Here is an 18,391-nt window from a genome sequence, read left to right on the forward strand (position 1 = left end):
CTGCTTCATAGCAGCATGAGCAATAACTACCTACCGCTGCATCACAAATATCGTCCTAAATGTTTCGATGATTTAGTTGGTCAAGAGTCAATTGTATCTACACTAAAACAAGCGCTTTTAACAAATCGAATAGCTCCTGCATATCTTTTTTGTGGGCCTAGAGGAACTGGGAAAACATCAAGTGCAAGAATTTTGGCACGTTCCTTAAATTGTCTAGAAACAGAGAAACCTACAATTAAGCCATGCGGGGAATGCAATTTATGTCAAGAAATAGGAAAAGGAATAGCTCTTGATGTTATTGAAATCGATGCAGCATCTAATACAGGTGTTGATAATATCCGTGAATTAATAGAAAAAGCTCAATTTGCACCAGTTCAAGCTCGATGGAAAATCTATGTAATAGATGAATGCCATATGCTTTCAACCGCTGCATTCAATGCACTCCTCAAAACACTTGAAGAGCCACCTTCTAAAACAGTTTTTATTTTAGCCACAACTGATCCTCAAAGAGTATTGCAAACAATTCTGAGTAGATGTCAAAGATTTGATTTCAGAAGAATACCAATGCGATCGTTAATAACTCATTTGCAAGGGATTGCATCAAAAGAAAATATTGACATCGACATTGATTCCATAGAGCTAATTGCCCAGAGAGCTGAAGGTGGACTAAGAGATGCAGAAAGCCTCTTGGATCAATTAAGCCTACTAAAACCTCCAGTTAAATTAGAATCAGTATGGCAACTTCTTGGAGAAGTTCCAGAAAAAGAACTTATAAATATGGCTGCAGCAGTATCAAAAAAAGATCCTATAAGCTTATTAAATATTGTTAGGATGTTATTCGATAATGGGAAAGAACCTATCGATATATTGCAAGGATTTACTTCAATACTTAGAGATTTATTAATAATCAAAGCATTAGGTAGTGATTCTAATTTATGTAACATATCAAATAACTCTTATCCAGAATTAGCGGAAATAGGTAAAACATTAGAATTAGAAAATATTTTATATTGGCAAACATATTTAAAAGGTTCAGAATCACAAATTCGTGCAAGTCTTCAACCTAGACTTTGGCTTGAAGTTCTATTACTTGGGATGTTAAATTCAAATGATATAAATAGAGGATATAAAGATCATAAAGTTGAATTCACTAATCAAAAAGATATCACTAATACAGTTACGCCTAATCAAAAAGATATCACTAATACAATTACGTCTAATCAAGTTAAATTAAATGAGGAGGTAAAGATTATCGAAGCTCCTAATAATAGCAAAGATTTACTCTTAGAAACTTGGAAGAGGATACTTTCTCAAGTTGAATTACCATCAACTAGAATGCTCTTATCACAACAAGCCCAATTAACAGATATAACAAAAAATAAAGCTGAGATTTCAATATCAGAAAATTGGATGGGAATGATACAAAGCAGGAAAGGGATTATTGAAAACGCAATTCAAAAATCAATTGGTGGTACCAGAGAATTAATATTTCAAAAGCAAATAAATAGAAAAGCTCAAGAAGATAAAGATTTAGATAGAGATAAGGACTTATTTAAAAATGATCAGGGCAAAGAACAAAAAGGTAATTTTATTCAAGATGGAAAAACAAATGATAAAAAAGATAATTTAATAACAAAAGAAACTGAGAGCTTTGCCAAATTTTTCAATGGAGAGGTTATTGATGAAATAAAAGATAATGAATAAAAACTTATAAAAAATTTAACCTTTGTGAATTGTTTTGACCCAAACTAAATTCTTAGAGAAGACTGACATTTTAATAGTTATAAAGGGTATAACGAAAAACCAATGTGATAAATAAATGATCGAGATGAATAAGTTAAAGATGGTTGGTGAAGGTATGCTAGGTCCACAGAAACTTCTTTGTCTACAACCTCTATAAAATGCAATACCAGAAATACTAAAGGCTATAAAAGTTAATGGCCAATAAGCTGGTGTAGTTTTAGTAAGAATCGCACTAAATATATCGATAAAAGAAATGACCGGCAAAGCATATTGCAAAAGAAAAAAAGATATTAGGTCTAAATACTGGGAACTATTTAAGTTCTTAGATATAAGCAAAGGCCAGTAATCAAAAAATCGTTGAAGACCACCTTCTGCCCAACGTTTTCTTTGTTTAATCAAAGCATTAAGTGATTCAACACCCTCTTCATGAATAGGTGGATCCCACAAAATTCCAATAGATGCTCCTGTAATCAATAAGCGAAAACTTAAATCCAAGTCATCCGTAACTGTTCCCTCATTAAACCCACCACATTCATCTAAGGCACTTCTTCTTAGGAGTGCGCCATTACCTCTTAATTCAACCACTCCTCCTGCTAATTGACGTCCTTCTTGAATAAGAGTATCCATAGCCATTTCCATGGCTTGACAAGAAGTAAGAAGATTTTGATTAGAATTAACAACTGCTTTTCGTAATTGAACTGCAGACCACTTACCATTCTTTGCAAAAGGAATTAATCGCAATAATATATCGTCAGTAAAATCAGCATCAGCATCCAATATAAAAACCCATTCTCCACCAAGATTTTTTAACGCATAATTCAAAGCAGCTGACTTCCCACCACTCGAACTTCTAGATCTACTTATAACTTGCAAGTTATCGATCTCTTTCTTGCATTTATCTAAAATTGTGGGGGTTGAATCTTTACTTCCATCATCAATAATGCATATCTTTAATTTTTCCAGTGGGTATTTCAATGCTGAAAGTCTTTGAACCAATCTTCCAACTACCGCTTCTTCATCTCTAGCTGAAACTAAAACATCTATAAAAGGCAAATTAATATCTTGAATTTGATTATCATGGAAATCCAAAACCTCATATTCAGACTTTGCTCTTCCAAGCAAAACCACCCTCAATCCATAGATACCCAAGAAAACAGTAAGAATACTCGCAGGAAAAAGGTTTTTAGGCGAATCAACCAAATGAGGCAAAAAGCCTGCTAAAACACAGCAAAACAAAAACAAAAATGATTTGCCTCGTCGGTTTTCTGGATTAACGCAAGCTACTTCCATGGAAATAGAGAGGTTCAACGAGAGACTCTAAGGTGTCTTTCCAAAACTATTTAAAAGATTCATATGATGTTCCTGGGTAGTAATACTTGAGAATCTTTCGGGTAGTCCATCCACGCAAGGCCAAATCAATTGCCCCAGCTTGGGATAAACCAGCACCATGTCCAAATCCTCCTCCCGTAAATTCCCAAACTCCATCTTTTACTTCTTCAACAAAAAAAAGCGTACTAGGTAAATTTTTAAATTTCCTACGAATACCATCTAAACGAAGAACAAGCTTAGACTTATTCATCTTTCCAGCAATTTCTAAGGCTAAAACTCTTCCACTAGGACCACGCTCAAGAACACGAACTATTTTGGGATACTCGTTTTCAGAAAGATTCAAAAGTTTTTTCATATTTTTTGCAGTTACAGTTCTCTTCCACCTAAACAAACGATGACCATTGCCAAAAGCTCCATCTCTTTTCGCTAAAAGCCTTTTGATTTGATCATTATCATCCAAAGGAAGATCAAACTGATTTTTCCATCTTATAGGGCCATCTACAAATGTTCGCAAATAAGGGACAGGAGCAATAGACCAGGCCTCATGACCTGCAGCGCTAACACCACCATTGGTAGCATGATAAACCGCATTAATAGGTTTTCCTTCCCAATTCAAAACCTTCCCATTTGTTTGTTTAATCGCGCGAGCGACTGCTTCAGAGGCACGTGAAGGATCTTTGTAAACCTGACATTGAGTATCAGTGCACAAGTGATATCCATCTATTTCAAAACGATGACTATTAGAGATAGCCCATGTTCTCGCTAAAACTGCCTGAGCAGCTAAAGCATTTGGAGGGGATGAGCTACCAATTTCATGAGGTAGAACACCAAGTAAATACTTTTCAATAGAAACCTTTTCAAGAAATGTCCATGTGCCATATGCATCTGGCTTCAAAAAAAATGGCCCTTGATACAACCCATTCTTCCAAAGCAATCCATCGGGAGCTTCAATAAAAATTTTGCCTGACAAAAAATATTCTCCAAAACCTAATTTCAAAACTGGCTTTACTTCATGAAAAACTTTCTCGCGAAAAACCTTTGATTTTAAGGTTTTAGGCAAAGGTATTTGCTTTGCAACCCATATCTCCCAATCCAAAGGGTGAGCAATCACATTAACAATGCCATCTTCCTCTAACAATGAAGAAATTCTCTGAGCAGACTCAAAACTTGGAAATGGTCCAATGACTTGACGCTCAAAGACTTTCGAAGATTTCAATGGAACTTTGCGCCATCCAATAGAAATTTTGGAAGATTTGTGAACTAATCCATTTGCATCTTTTAAAAGCAATGGAGTCCCAGCACTAACCAGTTCTAAATGAGACACTTGGGAAGTATCCATATCCTGTTTGCCAAGATATGCTTGTAAGCTAACAAGAAGTGCATTCGTATCATTAACTGACAATGGCTTAGGAATTTTTGGATGAGTAGGGAAATAAACATCAGAAATCACTTCATCATTTACTAATTCCTCTGCCTTAAAACCATTATCCAAAGTGCTTATCAGCAAAAAGAAACTGGATAAAAGCAATGGTTTAAAAAATAGTTTCTTCATTGGAGAATGAAATACTAAATCAGCAAAAAATAATTAATCAATAAACCAATTTGGCTTATGGGAGTCTTAGGAAGTAGGGTAACGGATTGTATTTGTGTGTTGGCCAAAAATGCCTAAACTCAAAACTCGCAAAGCAGCGGCAAAGCGATTTAAAGCAACAGGCACTGGCAAGTTTATGCGGCGAAGAGCTTTCCGTAATCACTTGCTAGATCATAAGAGCTCTAAGTTAAAGAGGCATCTAGGCACTAAAGCTGTGGTAGATGAACGTGATGCAGAGAACGTTAGCCTAATGCTCCCCTATAGCTAACACGAAACAACTCCAACTCCAACTCCAACTCCAACTAATTCAAACCTTTTACTCATGTCACGCGTAAAAAGAGGAAATGTAGCTAGAAAAAGAAGAAATAAAATACTTCGATTAGCCAAAGGCTTTAGAGGAAGTAACGGTTCTCTTTTCCGAACAGCAAATCAACGTGTCATGAAGGCACTATGCAATGCCTATAGAGATCGAAGACGTCGTAAACGTGACTTTAGAAGGCTATGGATAGCTCGAATTAATGCTGCCGCTCGAATTAATGGTATTAGCTATAGCAAATTAATAGGAGGTTTAAAAAAGGCCGATATTCAAATCAATAGAAAAATGCTTGCTCAGCTTGCGATTTCTGATCCTGGTAACTTTCAAAAGATCGTAACAGGGATTCAAGGCTAAAGTTATTAATTCAAGTTTTTAAAATAAAGATATCTTTATTTTTTACCCTTAGAATAAAATAAATACTTAGTTCTCAGCTTTTAACTGAATCTCTTAGCAACTAGATTAGTTTTTCAATGCCAACATCCTTACCTCAAACTTACCTCATTATATTAAGTAGTTTATTATTCATTCTTGCAATTTTAGTAGGAAGACAGGTTTTCAAAGTAAGAGGTAATGAAATAAAACTTCTTAAATTAGAAAAAAGTGGTGCCATTGATTCAAGCAATTCAGAAAAACTTTATGAACTAGGATCTGCTCAATTAAACAAAAGATTATATCCTCAGGCTTCTCTTACTTTAAAAAAAGCATTAAAGAAAATTAATGATGAGCCAGATGATGCAAGAGCAATTATAGAGAATGCATTAGGGTTTTCATTAGCAGCACAAGATAATTTTACAGAGGCAATTAAACATTACCAGAATGCTATTAATGTTAAAAATGATTATCCAGTAGCAATGAATAATCTAGCTTATGCCAAACAAAAGTTACTTAAAGAAACAGATGCATATGAAATATATCAAAAAGTATTAATGCTAGACCCTAAAAATAAAACAGCCAAAAAGCAAATTGAAAAAATAAACAAAATGCGTAAAAATAATTCTGAAAATATTATTTATAAAAAAGGATTTTAAGTATTAAAAAATCAATCAAATTATTTTTCAATGAATAATAATTCTTCTCTTCTTAATATTGGCAATAAAAGCTTTCAGAGCAGGCTTTTAATTGGCACTGGCAAATATAATAATCTCAAACAAATGAATGAGAGCATTGTCAAATCAGAATGTGAGGTCTTAACAGTAGCTGTAAGAAGAATTAAATCAGATGACTCTAAACATCAAGGCATTATGGGAGCAATTAATTGGAAAAATATTTGGATGTTACCTAATACGGCAGGATGCACTAATGCAGAGGAAGCAATACGAATAGCCAAGCTTGGAAGAGAATTAGCAAAACTTGCTGGGCAAGAAGATAACAATTTTGTAAAGCTAGAAGTTATTCCAGATCAAAAGTATCTCTTACCTGATCCATTAGGCACCTTGAAAGCTGCAGAACAACTTATTAAAGAGAATTTTATTGTTTTACCGTATATTAATGCAGATCCAATTTTAGCAAAAAGGCTGGAAGAACTTGGTTGTGCATCAGTCATGCCTCTAGGATCAGCCATTGGTTCAGCACAAGGCATTCTGAATGAAAGTAATATCAAAATTATTATCGAAAATGCAAAAGTACCAGTAATAGTTGATGCTGGGATAGGTTTGCCAAGCCATGCAGCTAAAGCAATGGAACTAGGAGCAGATGCAGTACTAATAAACAGTGCAATTGCTATGGCCAGAAATTCAAGCACAATGGCTGAAGCTATGCGACAAGCGGTTCAAGCTGGAAGAAAAGCGTTTATTGCTGGGCCTTTACAAGAAAGTTCTGAAGGGAATCCAAGCTCTCCTGCATATGGAATATCTAATTTTTCACAACCTATGGAGAGTAACGGTAAGTAACAGAACCATAAAGAACATACAAGAAATTCATAGCCTCCACCGAGAAGTATTGATGAAATGCCGGTTACCAAAGAGTCTGGAGGAAGATTAAATGCATTTGCAAACGAACCTGAAATTAGCGTCATCAACTCAGAATCGAGTATTTACGGTAAATCTCAGATTTACGCAATTATTGTTGTACTAGGATTAATTAGTATTATCGGTATTTATTTTTTTATCAAGTGAAACCTTATAGTAGTTTTTCTAGTATTGGGTCTTTTGATCTTCACTCCAGGAGTTTTGGGTGAAAGTTTTTGTTCTTGGTGGTGACGGCTTCTGCGGATGGCCTTGTTCTGTAAACTTGGCAGAACATGGCCATGAAGTGTTAATCGTTGACAATCTCAGTCGACGAAAAATCGATATCGATCTTGAAGTCGAATCTCTAACTCCGATTTCTAATATTGGAGATCGATTAAAAGCTTGGGAAGAAATAGGTGGTAACCCTATTCGTTTTTCTCAGCTTGATATTGCAAGCGAATATCAACGATTACTTGATCTCATTATCGAAGAAAGTCCTGATGCAATAGTGCACTTTGCAGAACAACGCGCAGCACCCTACTCAATGAAAAGTAGTGCTACTAAAAGATATACCGTTGATAACAACGTAAATGGTACACATAACCTTTTAGCAGCAATAGTGGAATCTGGTTTGGACATCCATGTAGTCCACTTAGGAACCATGGGTGTTTATGGATATGGATCTCATAGGGGGGCAACTATTCCAGAAGGTTATCTAAAGGTAGAAGTGCCTCAACCAGATGGCAGTCGTTTTGAAGAAGAAATTCTGCATCCAGCCAGTCCTGGCAGTGTTTATCATATGACTAAGACACTAGATCAATTACTTTTTCTTTATTACAACAAAAACGATAAAGTTAAAATTACTGATTTACACCAAGGGATTGTCTGGGGTACTAATACTGATGCAACTTCAAGAGACCCTCGTTTAACTAATCGATTTGACTATGACGGAGACTATGGGACTGTGTTAAATAGATTCCTTATGCAAGCTGCCATAAACTACCCTCTAACTGTCCATGGAACAGGCGGCCAAACAAGAGCATTTATTCATATTCGAGATTCAGTCAAATGTGTACAACTAGCCCTAGAAAATCCTCCTGAACATGGCGAAAGAGTGAAAATATTCAATCAAATGACAGAAAGCCATCAAGTAGGTGAATTAGCTAAAAAGGTTGCAGCCCTTACTGGAGCTAAGGTTAATTATTTACCCAACCCTCGAAACGAAGCTGTAGAAAACGATTTAATTGTTGACAATCGCTGTTTTATTGAACTAGGGCTCAAACCAACAACATTAGATGATGGCCTTCTCACAGAAGTTGTAGAAGTCGCTAAGCGTTGGTCCACTCGTTGTGATAAAAAACGGATACCATGTATATCTGCATGGACATCAACCCAAGCACAAGCAATAAATAAGTCAAAATAAGTCCAGTGAAGATCGCTTTTTTTACCGAAACTTTTCTCCCAAAAGTAGATGGAATAGTTACTCGGCTAACCAAAACCATTGAAAGTCTTACCAAAGCTGGAGATAAGGTTGTTATTTTTTGTCCAGAAGGCTGTCCAACTGAATTTATGGGAGCCAAAGTCATTGGAGTGCCAGCCATGCCTCTACCTCTTTATCCAGAGTTAAAACTCGGCTTGCCAGGAGCAGCAGTATCAGATGCTTTAGAAGATTTCAAACCAGACCTAATTCATGTTGTTAATCCTGCAGTATTGGGTTTGGGAGGGATCTGGCTAGCCAAAACCAATGGAATACCACTAGTAGCTAGCTACCATACGCATCTTCCCAAATATCTGGAACATTATGGAATGGGAATGCTTGAACCATTATTGTGGGAGCTACTCAAAGCAGCACATAATCAAGCATTGCTAAACCTTTGCACTTCCACTGCAATGGTAAAAGAGCTCAGTGAAAAAGGAATACAAAACACTGCGCTATGGCAAAGAGGTGTAGATACAGATACTTTCCGACCTGAACTGCGTAGCACAAAAATGAGACAAAGACTTTTAGGGAAATTCAGTGATGAAGGTGCACTTCTTATATATGTTGGAAGATTGTCCGCCGAAAAGCAGATTGAAAGAATAAAGCCTGTACTTAAAGCCTTGCCTAATGCTCGACTCGCACTAGTAGGTGATGGACCATACAGAAATCAACTTGAAAAAATATTTGAAAACACCCCAACTACTTTTGTTGGTTACCTCTCGGGTGAAGCACTAGCCAGTGCATATGCATCAGGAGATGCGTTCCTTTTCCCATCAAGCACAGAAACTTTAGGATTAGTGCTCCTAGAAGCAATGGCAGCAGGATGTCCTGTCGTAGGAGCAAATAAAGGTGGTATTCCCGATATCATCACAGATGGTACGAATGGATGCCTTTATAACCCTGATGGGGAAAATAATGGGAACGAAAGTCTTATTCTCGCGACAAAGAAACTCTTAGGAAATGCAAATGAACGTCAGGAAATGAGAGATGCGGCTCGTAAGGAAGCTGAACGCTGGGGATGGCCCGGAGCTACAGAGCAATTAAGAAAATTTTATAAACAAATACTTGAGAAACAAGTCAATGAAATGGCTGCCTAAATCAATTTATGCTGCATGAGGTGGAGGAGTAGGAGATCCATCCACTCTTTGCAATGGTAAAACTAACGTTGCCAACCTCTTAGGGCCTTGAGGCCTTTTCCGCCTAGGCTCCCTTACACCGAAAGGAACTCTAACCACATTGGTACCATCAACAGCCAATAATTGACCCTGACCCAAAGTAGATTCTAGAATTCCTGATAAGAATGGCAATTCAATGCCCTTCTTATCTGATGCTTTTTCTAAATGATGAAAAGAGTGTTTGTTATCCAAGTTGCCCCCATGCAACGAGAAAACTGCTAAAAAGCAAAAATGCCTTACTTGATGCAGTATTAAAACCTAATAAATAGGTTTTCGCTCAAACCTTAACTATTAAATTAGAAATACGCTAGTCAAAGTAAGAAATTACTTTTCAGAAAACTCTTCTACAGTGCTGCAGGTACAAACTAAATTCCTATCTCCAAAAGCATTATCTATTCTAGAAACAACTGGCCAGAATTTATTATTAAACTGATCTTTTAATGGAAATGCAGCTTGCTGTCTAGAATAGGATCTATCCCAATCCTCTGAAGTGACAGTTTCCATAGTATGAGGTGCCAATCGCATTGGATTATTATTTCGTTCAGTCCTACCATATTCAACATCTTCTATTTCTGACCTAATAGAAATCATAGCCTGGCAAAAACGATTGATCTCTGAGAAACTTTCACTCTCAGTAGGTTCAATCATCAAAGTACCTGCAACTGGCCAACTAACAGTTGGGGCATGAAAGCCATAATCCATTAATCTCTTAGCAATATCATCAACTTCAATTCCTGCTACTCGCTTAAATTCTCTTAGATCCAAAATACATTCATGAGCCACTTTTCCATTGGGACCTTTAAATAAAATCTTGTAATGAGGAGAAAGTCGGAAAGCAATATAATTTGCAGCAAGGATTGCCAAAGCGCTTGCTTTTCTTAACCCATCTGCTCCCATCATTCGGATATACATCCAACTAACAGGTAAAATACTTGCACTACCAAGAGGGGAAGCAGCAATAGCGCCAACACTCTTACTCGTATCTCCAGAGTTAAATCCTGAAGAAGGTAAAAAAGGAATAAGATGTTTAGATACAGCAATTGGTCCTATTCCTGGCCCTCCTCCACCATGAGGAATACAAAAAGTCTTGTGCAAATTTAAATGACAAACATCTGCACCAAAAAAACCTGGGCGACACAAACCAACTTGTGCATTTAAATTCGCCCCATCTAAATAAACCTGAGCTCCATTTGAATGAATTAACTGGCAAATCTGTTTTATATTTGGTTCAAAGACGCCATGTGTTGATGGATAAGTAATCATCAAGACAGATAACTCTGAAGAATACTTTTCCACCTTGAAAGTTAGGTCTTGAAAGTCAATGTTTCCATACTGATCACAATCAACTGAAATAACTTTAAATCCTGCCATCACAGCACTGGCAGGATTAGTTCCATGTGCACTTTTAGGAATTAAGCAAATATTTCTATGGGATTGGTTGTTGTATTTATGCCAAGCACGAATTACAAGAAGACCAGCAAACTCACCTTGGGAACCTGCATTTGGCTGTAAAGATACTCCATCAAATCCTGTTAAAGCACAAAGCCAATTCTCCAATTGCTTACTTAAATATTCATAGCCTTTTGATTGATCAATAGGAACAAAAGGATGGATTGATGCAAACTCTTTCCAACTAACAGGCAAAAGTTCGCTAGTTGCATTTAACTTCATAGTACAACTTCCTAAAGGAATCATTCCATTAAGTAATGAAAAATCGCGACTAGATAATCTATGGATATAACGGATTAGTTCTGTCTCACTCTTATATATATTAAATACTGGCTGTTGTAGCCACGGTGAGTTTCTTAAAGGAATAGAATTCAATATTTCTTGATAATCCAAATCAAGATCTGTCTGGGGTTCAAATACTAAGTTTTTGACATTTGCAAAAATCTGACATAACTGATGTATTTCATCTTTATTGCTTAGTTCATCAATAGAAACAGCAAATCCTTTGGCATTTAAAATTGAATTTCCAAAAGGAATTATTCTCAAGTTAAAACCTTTTAGGGCTGCTAACCGATGTATCTCAGGAGCCTCTGAACAATAAACCTCAATTGTGTCAAAAGCAGGTGAAGAGTTAACTTCATAACCTAATTCAATTAAATATTTTCCTAACTCTGCTCTTAAAAAGAGAATCCTTTTAGCTAAAGCTTCTAATCCATCAGGTCCATGATAAATAGCATAAAAAGAAGAAATAATTGCCAAAAGAGCCTGTGCCGTACAAATATTACTTGTTGCCTTTTCTCTACGAATATGCTGTTCTCTAGTTTGTAATGCCAATCTCAATGCACGATTTCCTGAGGCATCAATAGATTCCCCAACTAGTCTTCCAGGTATGTGTCTTTTATAAATCTCTTTTGTTGCAAAGAAAGCAGCATGAGGCCCACCAAAACCCATAGGCACGCCAAAACGCTGAGAACTTCCTATTGCAATATCAACTCCTAATTCACCTACAGGAGCAATCAAAACCTGAGCCATCGGGTCTACTGCAACAGTTACTAAAGCATTCGCTTTGTGGGCTTTTTCTATTACAGGAGAAGGGTCCCACAGATTTCCGTTTTTGCCAGGTAATTGGATAAGAAGACCAAAAACATTCTTATCAATATTTACCTTCTTCGGATCAACCAACTCAATCTCCAAACCCAAAGGTTCAGCTCTTGTTTGAAGTACTGCAAAAATTTGTGGAAAAACCTCTTGATCAACGTAAAATTTTTTTGCCGAAGACACTGACCTCACTGCAAAACTAAGGCTCATCGCCTCAGCAGCTGCAGTCGCTTCATCTAATAAAGAAGCATTAGTAATCGGTAAAGCTGTTAATTCACTTATTAAAGTTTGGAAATTAAATAATGCTTCTAATCTGCCCTGCGATATCTCTGCTTGGTAAGGAGTATAGGAGGTATACCAAGCAGGATTCTCAAAAACATGTCGTTGAATCAAAGCAGGAGTAGCGGTTCCGTAATACCCCAAACCGATTAATGATCGTTTGATTAGATTTTTATCAGCAATTAACGCAATTTCTTTTAAAGCTTCTTTTTCAGTAGAAGCTTTGGGAAGTAAGTCACTTGGTGGATCATCATCAAGAATTTCTGAAGGAACTACCGACGCTATAAACTCCTCAAGATCATGGTGTCCAAGCAAATTGAGAATATCTTCTTGATCCCTAGCTGAGAAACCAAGATGACGCTCAACAAATTTTCCAATACAATTGTTCCTCACCATAAAAAGCAGAGTCTTAGTTTTGGAAGCAAATAAAACGATTTAAATGATCGTAGAAAATTTCGCTCTTACATGAAGATAATTTGAATAAAGAGAATTATGTAGAAGCAACCTTTTTTGAATATAAATCTGAAGAAAGCAATTGATCAAGCTGCTTTATATCTGTTGGTCTAACAAGGAGAAGCCAGCCTTCACCATGAGGATCATTTTGCAATGCTTCAGGACTCTCAAGAACTGAGGAATTAATTTCAAGGACTTCCCCACTAATAGGGGCATTCATATCCTCTACAGCCTTTACCGACTCAACTGTTCCAAAACTCGAGCCTTGCTCTAGGGTTGAGCCCTGATCTGGAAGATCAACAAAAACTATGTCACCTAATTGGTCAACTGCAAAAGCACTAATACCAATACGGACTAAATCATTCTCAATATGTGCGTACTCATGGGTATCTGCAAAAAGAAAATCATCGGGAAAATTAAAAATCATGCAATTAAATAAATAGGAAGCTTTAAAACTATTTTTTATTCTTTGATAAATCTACAATCCCTTCATTAACTAATGCAATAACAGCCTGAATAATTGCAATTTTCACATGAGCACGATGCGTTCCTCCTTGCACATAAAGATTGTATGGCGAACGTAATGGTGCATCTGCAGAGAATTCACTTGTACTTCCATCAATAAATGTTCCTCCAGACATGATCAACTCGGATTCATAGCCTGGCATAGAAGATGGTACAGGATTCAAATAAGAGCTAACAGGAGAAGAAAGTTGGAAAGAGCGACAAACTACTTGAAGAGCATTTGCACTTCCTAAAGAAACAGTTTGTATTACATCACTTCTAAATTCACCAGGTAATGGTTTTACATCAAATCCAAGCTCCTTGAAAACACCAGCAATAATTTCTGCCCCAATTAATGATTCTGCAACCATCTGAGGAGCAAGAAATAATCCCTGTAAAATCAGTCTATTTAAATTAAAATTAGTACCTCCATCCATTCCAATACCAGGCGCTGTTAATCGACAACATGACATCTCTACCAAGTCAGATTTTCCTGCTATATAACCGCCGGTAGGAACAATAGTTCCTCCAGGATTTTTAATTAATGATCCTGCAATTAAATCTGCTCCTACCTCATTAGGTTCAATCTCTTCAACAAATTCTCCATAACAATTATCCACAAAACAAACACAGTCAGGCTGCTTACTATGTACAAAATTACAGATATCTTTAATAATTCGAATAGATAAAGAAGGTCTAGAAGAGTAACCACAACTTCTTTGAATAAATACCATTTTTTGAGGTAGTTTTAAGGCATCTTCCAAATATTGAAAATCTATATTTCCATTTTTGATAACCGATATTTGGCTATATGTAACGCCGAAATCGAATAAAGATCCTTTACCTTTCCCTCTCAATCCAATAACTTCCTCAAGAGTGTCATATGGCTTGCCTGTTAGCGATAACAAATGATCCCCTGGCCTCAATACTCCAAATAATGCAGCAGATATTGCATGTGTACCACTAACAAACTGCATACGAACAGCAGATTTTTCTGCACCTAAAACAATTGCAAATACTTTGTCAATTAAGTCTCTCCCAATATCTCCATGAGCATAACCAGTTAGAGAATTAAAGTGATGAGGACCTAAACCTTCAATGGCAAAAGCATTTAAAACCTTTTGAAGTCTAGATGAAACACCATTAGTTCTTTTCTCAATTGTTTCTCTTAAACTTTCTTCTACATTAGAAACAAGCTCAATAACCTTATAACTAATTAAATCATCAGCAAAGAAATTATTACTTTGATTTTTCACAATTAATTCTTTAGGAATTGGTCAGATTCTTGTAGTAATACAAATCTAGATCTCAAACTTTGTAAAAATAAGTCGGCAGTTTGAAAAGTGGACTGGGCAATCTTTTGGTGCGTAGCAAACAAATCCAACAATTCTCCATCTAGTTCTTCAGCGGTATAGTCCTTCAAACCTGCCATTACAGCTGCAAATCTTTTTCTTCTCTCAACTGTTTTTACAGGATATGCAGCCATAACTTCTTCACGACATTGCCTCCATGATCTTCTATTGCAAAAAGAATCTGCCAAGGCCGCGCTTATATTACCTGCCTCTTCTTCTTCAATAAACCAATCAAATAAAGATGGTAAAGGAGCTAATCCTACAAAAATCTCAAACAAATGCCCAGCAGATAACGGGGTCTCATCGTCGCCAAGTAATGGAAGAGCAGACTCCAAGAGAACCTTAAGCAATTCAGGGTTATCATCTTCAAGACGATCTCTTATCACATCAATACCTTGATAAAGAATATGATTGACTTGAGATAAAGCTAGAAAAACCTCAGGACCAGGCGAAGCAAGCTTTCCATTGCGAAGATTAGAAATCTGAGAATTATGGACTCTACCCAAGTCAAGGCAATCAGATAGAGCTGGCAAAACTTTATGAGACCATCCATTACGCTCATGCCAAATATGAATCAAATGGGCCATAGATCTTCGCCCCTTGACTAATCGATCTCGAAAACCTTGGCTCACAACAAAATCATACAAAGGATCAAAGTTGTTCTCTGATACAAATTCATATCACGTACTATAATAAGCTAATGTTAACAAGGTCAATGTGGTGTCAAGGGTGATAGAAGCAACAGCTCCGTTAAGAAGACCAGTATCTGCAGATAAAGCACTTGCTGCTTCACAAAAACTGCAAGTGAAAAATAAAAAGCAATTAAGGTACCCCCAAAAATTCAAACGTCGTTGGGGCACTGTTGGATTCATGGGAGCAATCCATGCATTAACAATATTTGCTCTACTGCCTAAATTCTGGAGCATTCAGAATGTTGCAGTTTTATTAATTCTTTATTGGATGACAGCTTGTCTTGGCGTGACTCTCGGATATCACAGATTACTTTCACATCGAGCATTTAGTGTCCCTCATTGGCTAGAACGTTTCTTTGCAACCTGCGGGGCTTTAAGTTGTCAACATGGTCCTATTGACTGGGTAGGTCTTCATAGGCACCACCATACTTTTTCAGACACAGACGCTGATCACCACAATAGTAAAAAAGGTTTTTGGTGGAGTCATATGGGATGGATGTTTGAACCCATACCAGCATTAGAAACAGTTCCTAATTTCAGTGGAGATCTGATTAAAGATCCTTATTACAGGTTCCTAAACAAAAACTTCTTGTTATTACAAATTCCTTTAGGAGCTTTGCTCTTCTTGATTGGCAGTTCAACTGATGCAGGTGGATGGTCAATGGTTCTTTGGGGAATACCCTTGCGATTAGTTTTGGTTTATCACGTTACATGGCTTGTCAATTCCGCAACTCATTGCTGGGGTACCATCGCATTCGATAGTGGAGATGGATCTAGGAATAATGGTTGGGTTGCAGCTCTTACTTTTGGTGAAGGCTGGCACAATAACCATCATGCATATCCAAATTCAGCTCGACAAGGACTCTTTAAAGGTCAAATAGATTTAACTTGGCAACATATAAGATTTCTTCATGCTTTAGGGCTAGCGAAAAAAATAAGATTACCTATGAAGCCTTAAGATTAAGAATAAGAATTTTCACATGAAGTCAAATTCTTTCATTAGATCCCTTGCATTTCCAACAAGATGGCGAAACGAGTAAAAGTTGTACTTAAAGAAGACGTACTAAGTCTTGGAAAGGACGGCGATGTTGTTGAAGTCACTCCTGGCTATGCTCGTAATTTTCTTCTTTCTCAGGGAAAAGCTTTATCTGTAACCCCTGCTGTTTTAAAACAAGTTGAACATCGTTTAGCCAAAAAAGCTGAACTTGAAGCTGCTCAGAAAAAAGATGCTCTTGATTTTGAAACAGCTCTTAAAACCATTGGAAGATTTAGTATTAAAAAGCAAACAGGAGAAGATGGAGTGCTTTTTGGCACAGTCACTAATGGTGATGTAGCTGAAGCAATCAAGACAGCCACTGAAAAGGAAATAGATCGAAGAAATATTATTGTTCCTGAAATTCATGGAACTGGAAAATATAAAGTACAAATCAAGCTGCATAGTGAAGTAACAGCTGAAATTAATCTTGAAGTAATTGGCAGCTAAAACTTAGTTAAAAAGTGAGCTTTTCAGCCAAGTACTTATTTATCCGATCGCATCAGTCAAATGGTTAATATTCCTTTTCCTAAAAACGAAGAACAAGGCACAAAGAAAGAAATAGCAAATAGACGCTATGAAAACAATCAAGTAAGAGATTTTGAAAATCAACCTGATTTAATTCCTCCTCAAAATCTTGAAGCAGAGGAAGCAGTAATTGGCGGTATTTTGTTAGACCCAGATGCAATTAGTCGAATAGCAGACTTGGTTCAACCTGAGGCTTTTTACTTAAATGCCCACCGTCAAATTTTCCGAACTGCTTTGATGCTCCATAGTCAAGGTAAGCCAACCGATTTAACCTCTATGAGTGCATGGCTAGCAGATACAGGCGAACTAGAAGGAATTGGAGGCAACAATCGACTAGTTGAACTGGTAGAGAAAATCTCTTCTACTGCATCAATTGAGCAAGTTGCAAAATTAATTAGCGACAAGTTTCTACGTCGACAACTAATCCGGTCAGGCAATGAAGTAATCAAGCTTGGGTTTGACCAAAATATGCCAATGGAAGAAGTATTAGATAAAGCCGAGCAAAAAATATTTGCAATTAGTCAGGAGAAACCATCCAAAGGACTGATTCCTACTTCGGAGATTCTCACAAGTACTTTCAATGAAATTGAAAGTCGATCACTTGGAACCTCAGTGGCAGGAATTCCAGTAAATTTCTATGACTTAGATGCAATAACTCAAGGCTTACAAAGAAGTGACTTAATAATTGTTGCTGGTAGACCAGCAATGGGAAAAACATCAATCGTACTAAATCTGGCAAAAAATGTTGCGCAACTCCATGATCTACCTGTGTGTGTATTCAGTTTAGAGATGAGCAAAGAACAACTAACTTATCGACTCCTCTCAATGGAAGTTGGCATTGAAAGCGGACGGCTACGTACAGGGAGATTAAACCAAGATGAGTGGCCTTTACTTGGACAAGGAATTAATACACTTGGTCAACTACCTATTTTTATTGATGACAAACCCAACTTAGGGGTACTTGAAATGCGATCTCTCTGCAGACGACTCATTGCTGAACAACAAGGAAAAGAACTTGGTTTAATTGTAATTGACTACCTTCAACTTATGGAAGGCTCAACACCTGACAATAGAGTTCAAGAGCTCTCAAGAATTACAAGAGGGTTGAAAGCAATGGCTCGTGAACTGAAAGTACCTGTGATAGCACTTTCTCAGTTAAGTAGAGGGGTAGAATCTCGCACTAATAAAAGACCCATGCTTAGCGATTTAAGAGAATCAGGATCAATAGAACAAGATTCAGATCTCGTGTTAATGATCTATAGAGACGAGTATTACAATCCAGAAACTCCCGACAAAGGAATCACAGAGGTGATCGTTACAAAGCATAGAAATGGACCGATAGGAACAGTTAAGTTGCTTTTTGAACCGGAATTCACAAGATTCAGGAACCTTGCAAATTAACACTAACCAAGTAAAAAATCTT

Annotated in this window: 17 protein-coding genes; 10 read left to right on the forward strand and 7 right to left on the reverse strand. The window is 36.9% G+C overall.

The annotated features are described in order from the left end of the window. The first annotated feature begins 15 nt into the window (after positions 1 to 15). Positions 16 to 1,704 (forward strand): DNA polymerase III subunit gamma/tau, encoded by a 1,689-nt coding sequence (locus EV07_RS08785; protein WP_036919566.1) that lies wholly within the window; start codon positions 16 to 18, stop codon positions 1,702 to 1,704. A gap of 15 nt (positions 1,705 to 1,719) precedes the next feature. Here EV07_RS08785 and EV07_RS08790 read toward each other — a convergent pair whose 3' ends face one another. Then, positions 1,720 to 3,033: a glycosyltransferase gene (locus EV07_RS08790; RefSeq protein ID WP_036919568.1), complete on the reverse strand. Its 1,314-nt coding sequence runs from the start codon at positions 3,031 to 3,033 to the stop codon at positions 1,720 to 1,722. 46 nt (positions 3,034 to 3,079) lie between these two features. Further along, positions 3,080 to 4,624 (reverse strand): SpoIID/LytB domain-containing protein, encoded by a 1,545-nt coding sequence (locus EV07_RS08795; RefSeq protein ID WP_036919569.1) that lies wholly within the window; start codon positions 4,622 to 4,624, stop codon positions 3,080 to 3,082. A gap of 109 nt (positions 4,625 to 4,733) precedes the next feature. Here EV07_RS08795 and rpmI point away from each other — a divergent pair, with 109 nt between their 5' ends. The 6 genes from rpmI to EV07_RS08825 all read left to right on the forward strand — a co-directional run bounded on the left by rpmI (position 4,734) and on the right by EV07_RS08825 (position 9,502). Beyond that, positions 4,734 to 4,931 carry a 50S ribosomal protein L35 gene (gene rpmI, locus EV07_RS08800; RefSeq protein WP_036919825.1) on the forward strand — a complete coding sequence of 66 codons (198 nt, stop codon included), beginning with the start codon at positions 4,734 to 4,736 and terminating at the stop codon, positions 4,929 to 4,931. 54 nt (positions 4,932 to 4,985) lie between these two features. Continuing rightward, positions 4,986 to 5,333, forward strand: a complete 348-nt coding sequence (rplT, locus tag EV07_RS08805) for a 50S ribosomal protein L20 (protein ID WP_036919572.1) — start codon at positions 4,986 to 4,988, stop codon at positions 5,331 to 5,333. Positions 5,334 to 5,449: 116 nt separating this feature from the next. After that, entirely contained in the window at positions 5,450 to 6,007 is a 558-nt protein-coding gene (locus tag EV07_RS08810; protein ID WP_036919575.1) for a tetratricopeptide repeat protein, read from the forward strand. 30 nt (positions 6,008 to 6,037) lie between these two features. After that, on the forward strand, positions 6,038 to 6,868 hold the full coding sequence (locus tag EV07_RS08815) for a thiazole synthase (protein ID WP_036919578.1): 831 nt from the start codon (positions 6,038 to 6,040) through the stop codon (positions 6,866 to 6,868). A gap of 283 nt (positions 6,869 to 7,151) precedes the next feature. After that, a complete protein-coding gene (locus EV07_RS08820) occupies positions 7,152 to 8,348 on the forward strand; it encodes an NAD-dependent epimerase/dehydratase family protein (protein WP_036919581.1) in 1,197 nt (398 codons plus the stop codon). Between the two features lie 5 nt (positions 8,349 to 8,353). Further along, positions 8,354 to 9,502: a glycosyltransferase family 4 protein gene (locus EV07_RS08825; RefSeq protein ID WP_036919584.1), complete on the forward strand. Its 1,149-nt coding sequence runs from the start codon at positions 8,354 to 8,356 to the stop codon at positions 9,500 to 9,502. A 6-nt stretch (positions 9,503 to 9,508) separates the two neighbouring features. On the opposite strand, the gene EV07_RS08830 is transcribed toward EV07_RS08825, so the two are convergent. The 5 genes from EV07_RS08830 to EV07_RS08850 form a co-directional block, all read right to left on the reverse strand. After that, positions 9,509 to 9,772: a hypothetical protein gene (locus EV07_RS08830; RefSeq protein ID WP_036919827.1), complete on the reverse strand. Its 264-nt coding sequence runs from the start codon at positions 9,770 to 9,772 to the stop codon at positions 9,509 to 9,511. Positions 9,773 to 9,904: 132 nt separating this feature from the next. Next, positions 9,905 to 12,802, reverse strand: coding sequence for an aminomethyl-transferring glycine dehydrogenase (gene gcvP / locus EV07_RS08835; RefSeq protein WP_052043933.1), 2,898 nt, complete (start codon positions 12,800 to 12,802; stop codon positions 9,905 to 9,907). 94 nt (positions 12,803 to 12,896) lie between these two features. Then, the gene (gene gcvH, locus EV07_RS08840) at positions 12,897 to 13,286 is read right to left on the reverse strand and encodes a glycine cleavage system protein GcvH (RefSeq protein ID WP_036919586.1); all 390 of its coding nucleotides are present in this window, start codon (positions 13,284 to 13,286) and stop codon (positions 12,897 to 12,899) included. 28 nt (positions 13,287 to 13,314) lie between these two features. Further along, a complete protein-coding gene (locus EV07_RS08845; RefSeq protein ID WP_036919830.1) occupies positions 13,315 to 14,580 on the reverse strand; it encodes a methionine gamma-lyase family protein in 1,266 nt (421 codons plus the stop codon). 41 nt (positions 14,581 to 14,621) lie between these two features. Next, positions 14,622 to 15,347: a hypothetical protein gene (locus EV07_RS08850; RefSeq protein ID WP_036919587.1), complete on the reverse strand. Its 726-nt coding sequence runs from the start codon at positions 15,345 to 15,347 to the stop codon at positions 14,622 to 14,624. An 85-nt stretch (positions 15,348 to 15,432) separates the two neighbouring features. Here EV07_RS08850 and EV07_RS08855 point away from each other — a divergent pair, with 85 nt between their 5' ends. The 3 genes from EV07_RS08855 to dnaB all read left to right on the forward strand — a co-directional run bounded on the left by EV07_RS08855 (position 15,433) and on the right by dnaB (position 18,369). Continuing rightward, the gene (locus tag EV07_RS08855) at positions 15,433 to 16,365 is read left to right on the forward strand and encodes an acyl-CoA desaturase (protein ID WP_036919589.1); all 933 of its coding nucleotides are present in this window, start codon (positions 15,433 to 15,435) and stop codon (positions 16,363 to 16,365) included. A gap of 66 nt (positions 16,366 to 16,431) precedes the next feature. Next, a complete protein-coding gene (gene rplI, locus EV07_RS08860) occupies positions 16,432 to 16,890 on the forward strand; it encodes a 50S ribosomal protein L9 (RefSeq protein ID WP_036919591.1) in 459 nt (152 codons plus the stop codon). Between the two features lie 60 nt (positions 16,891 to 16,950). Further along, positions 16,951 to 18,369 (forward strand): replicative DNA helicase, encoded by a 1,419-nt coding sequence (dnaB, locus tag EV07_RS08865; RefSeq protein ID WP_036919593.1) that lies wholly within the window; start codon positions 16,951 to 16,953, stop codon positions 18,367 to 18,369. Positions 18,370 to 18,391 lie beyond the last annotated feature (22 nt).

The organism is Prochlorococcus sp. MIT 0603, assembly GCF_000760215.1.
Lineage (GTDB): Bacteria > Cyanobacteriota > Cyanobacteriia > PCC-6307 > Cyanobiaceae > Prochlorococcus_E.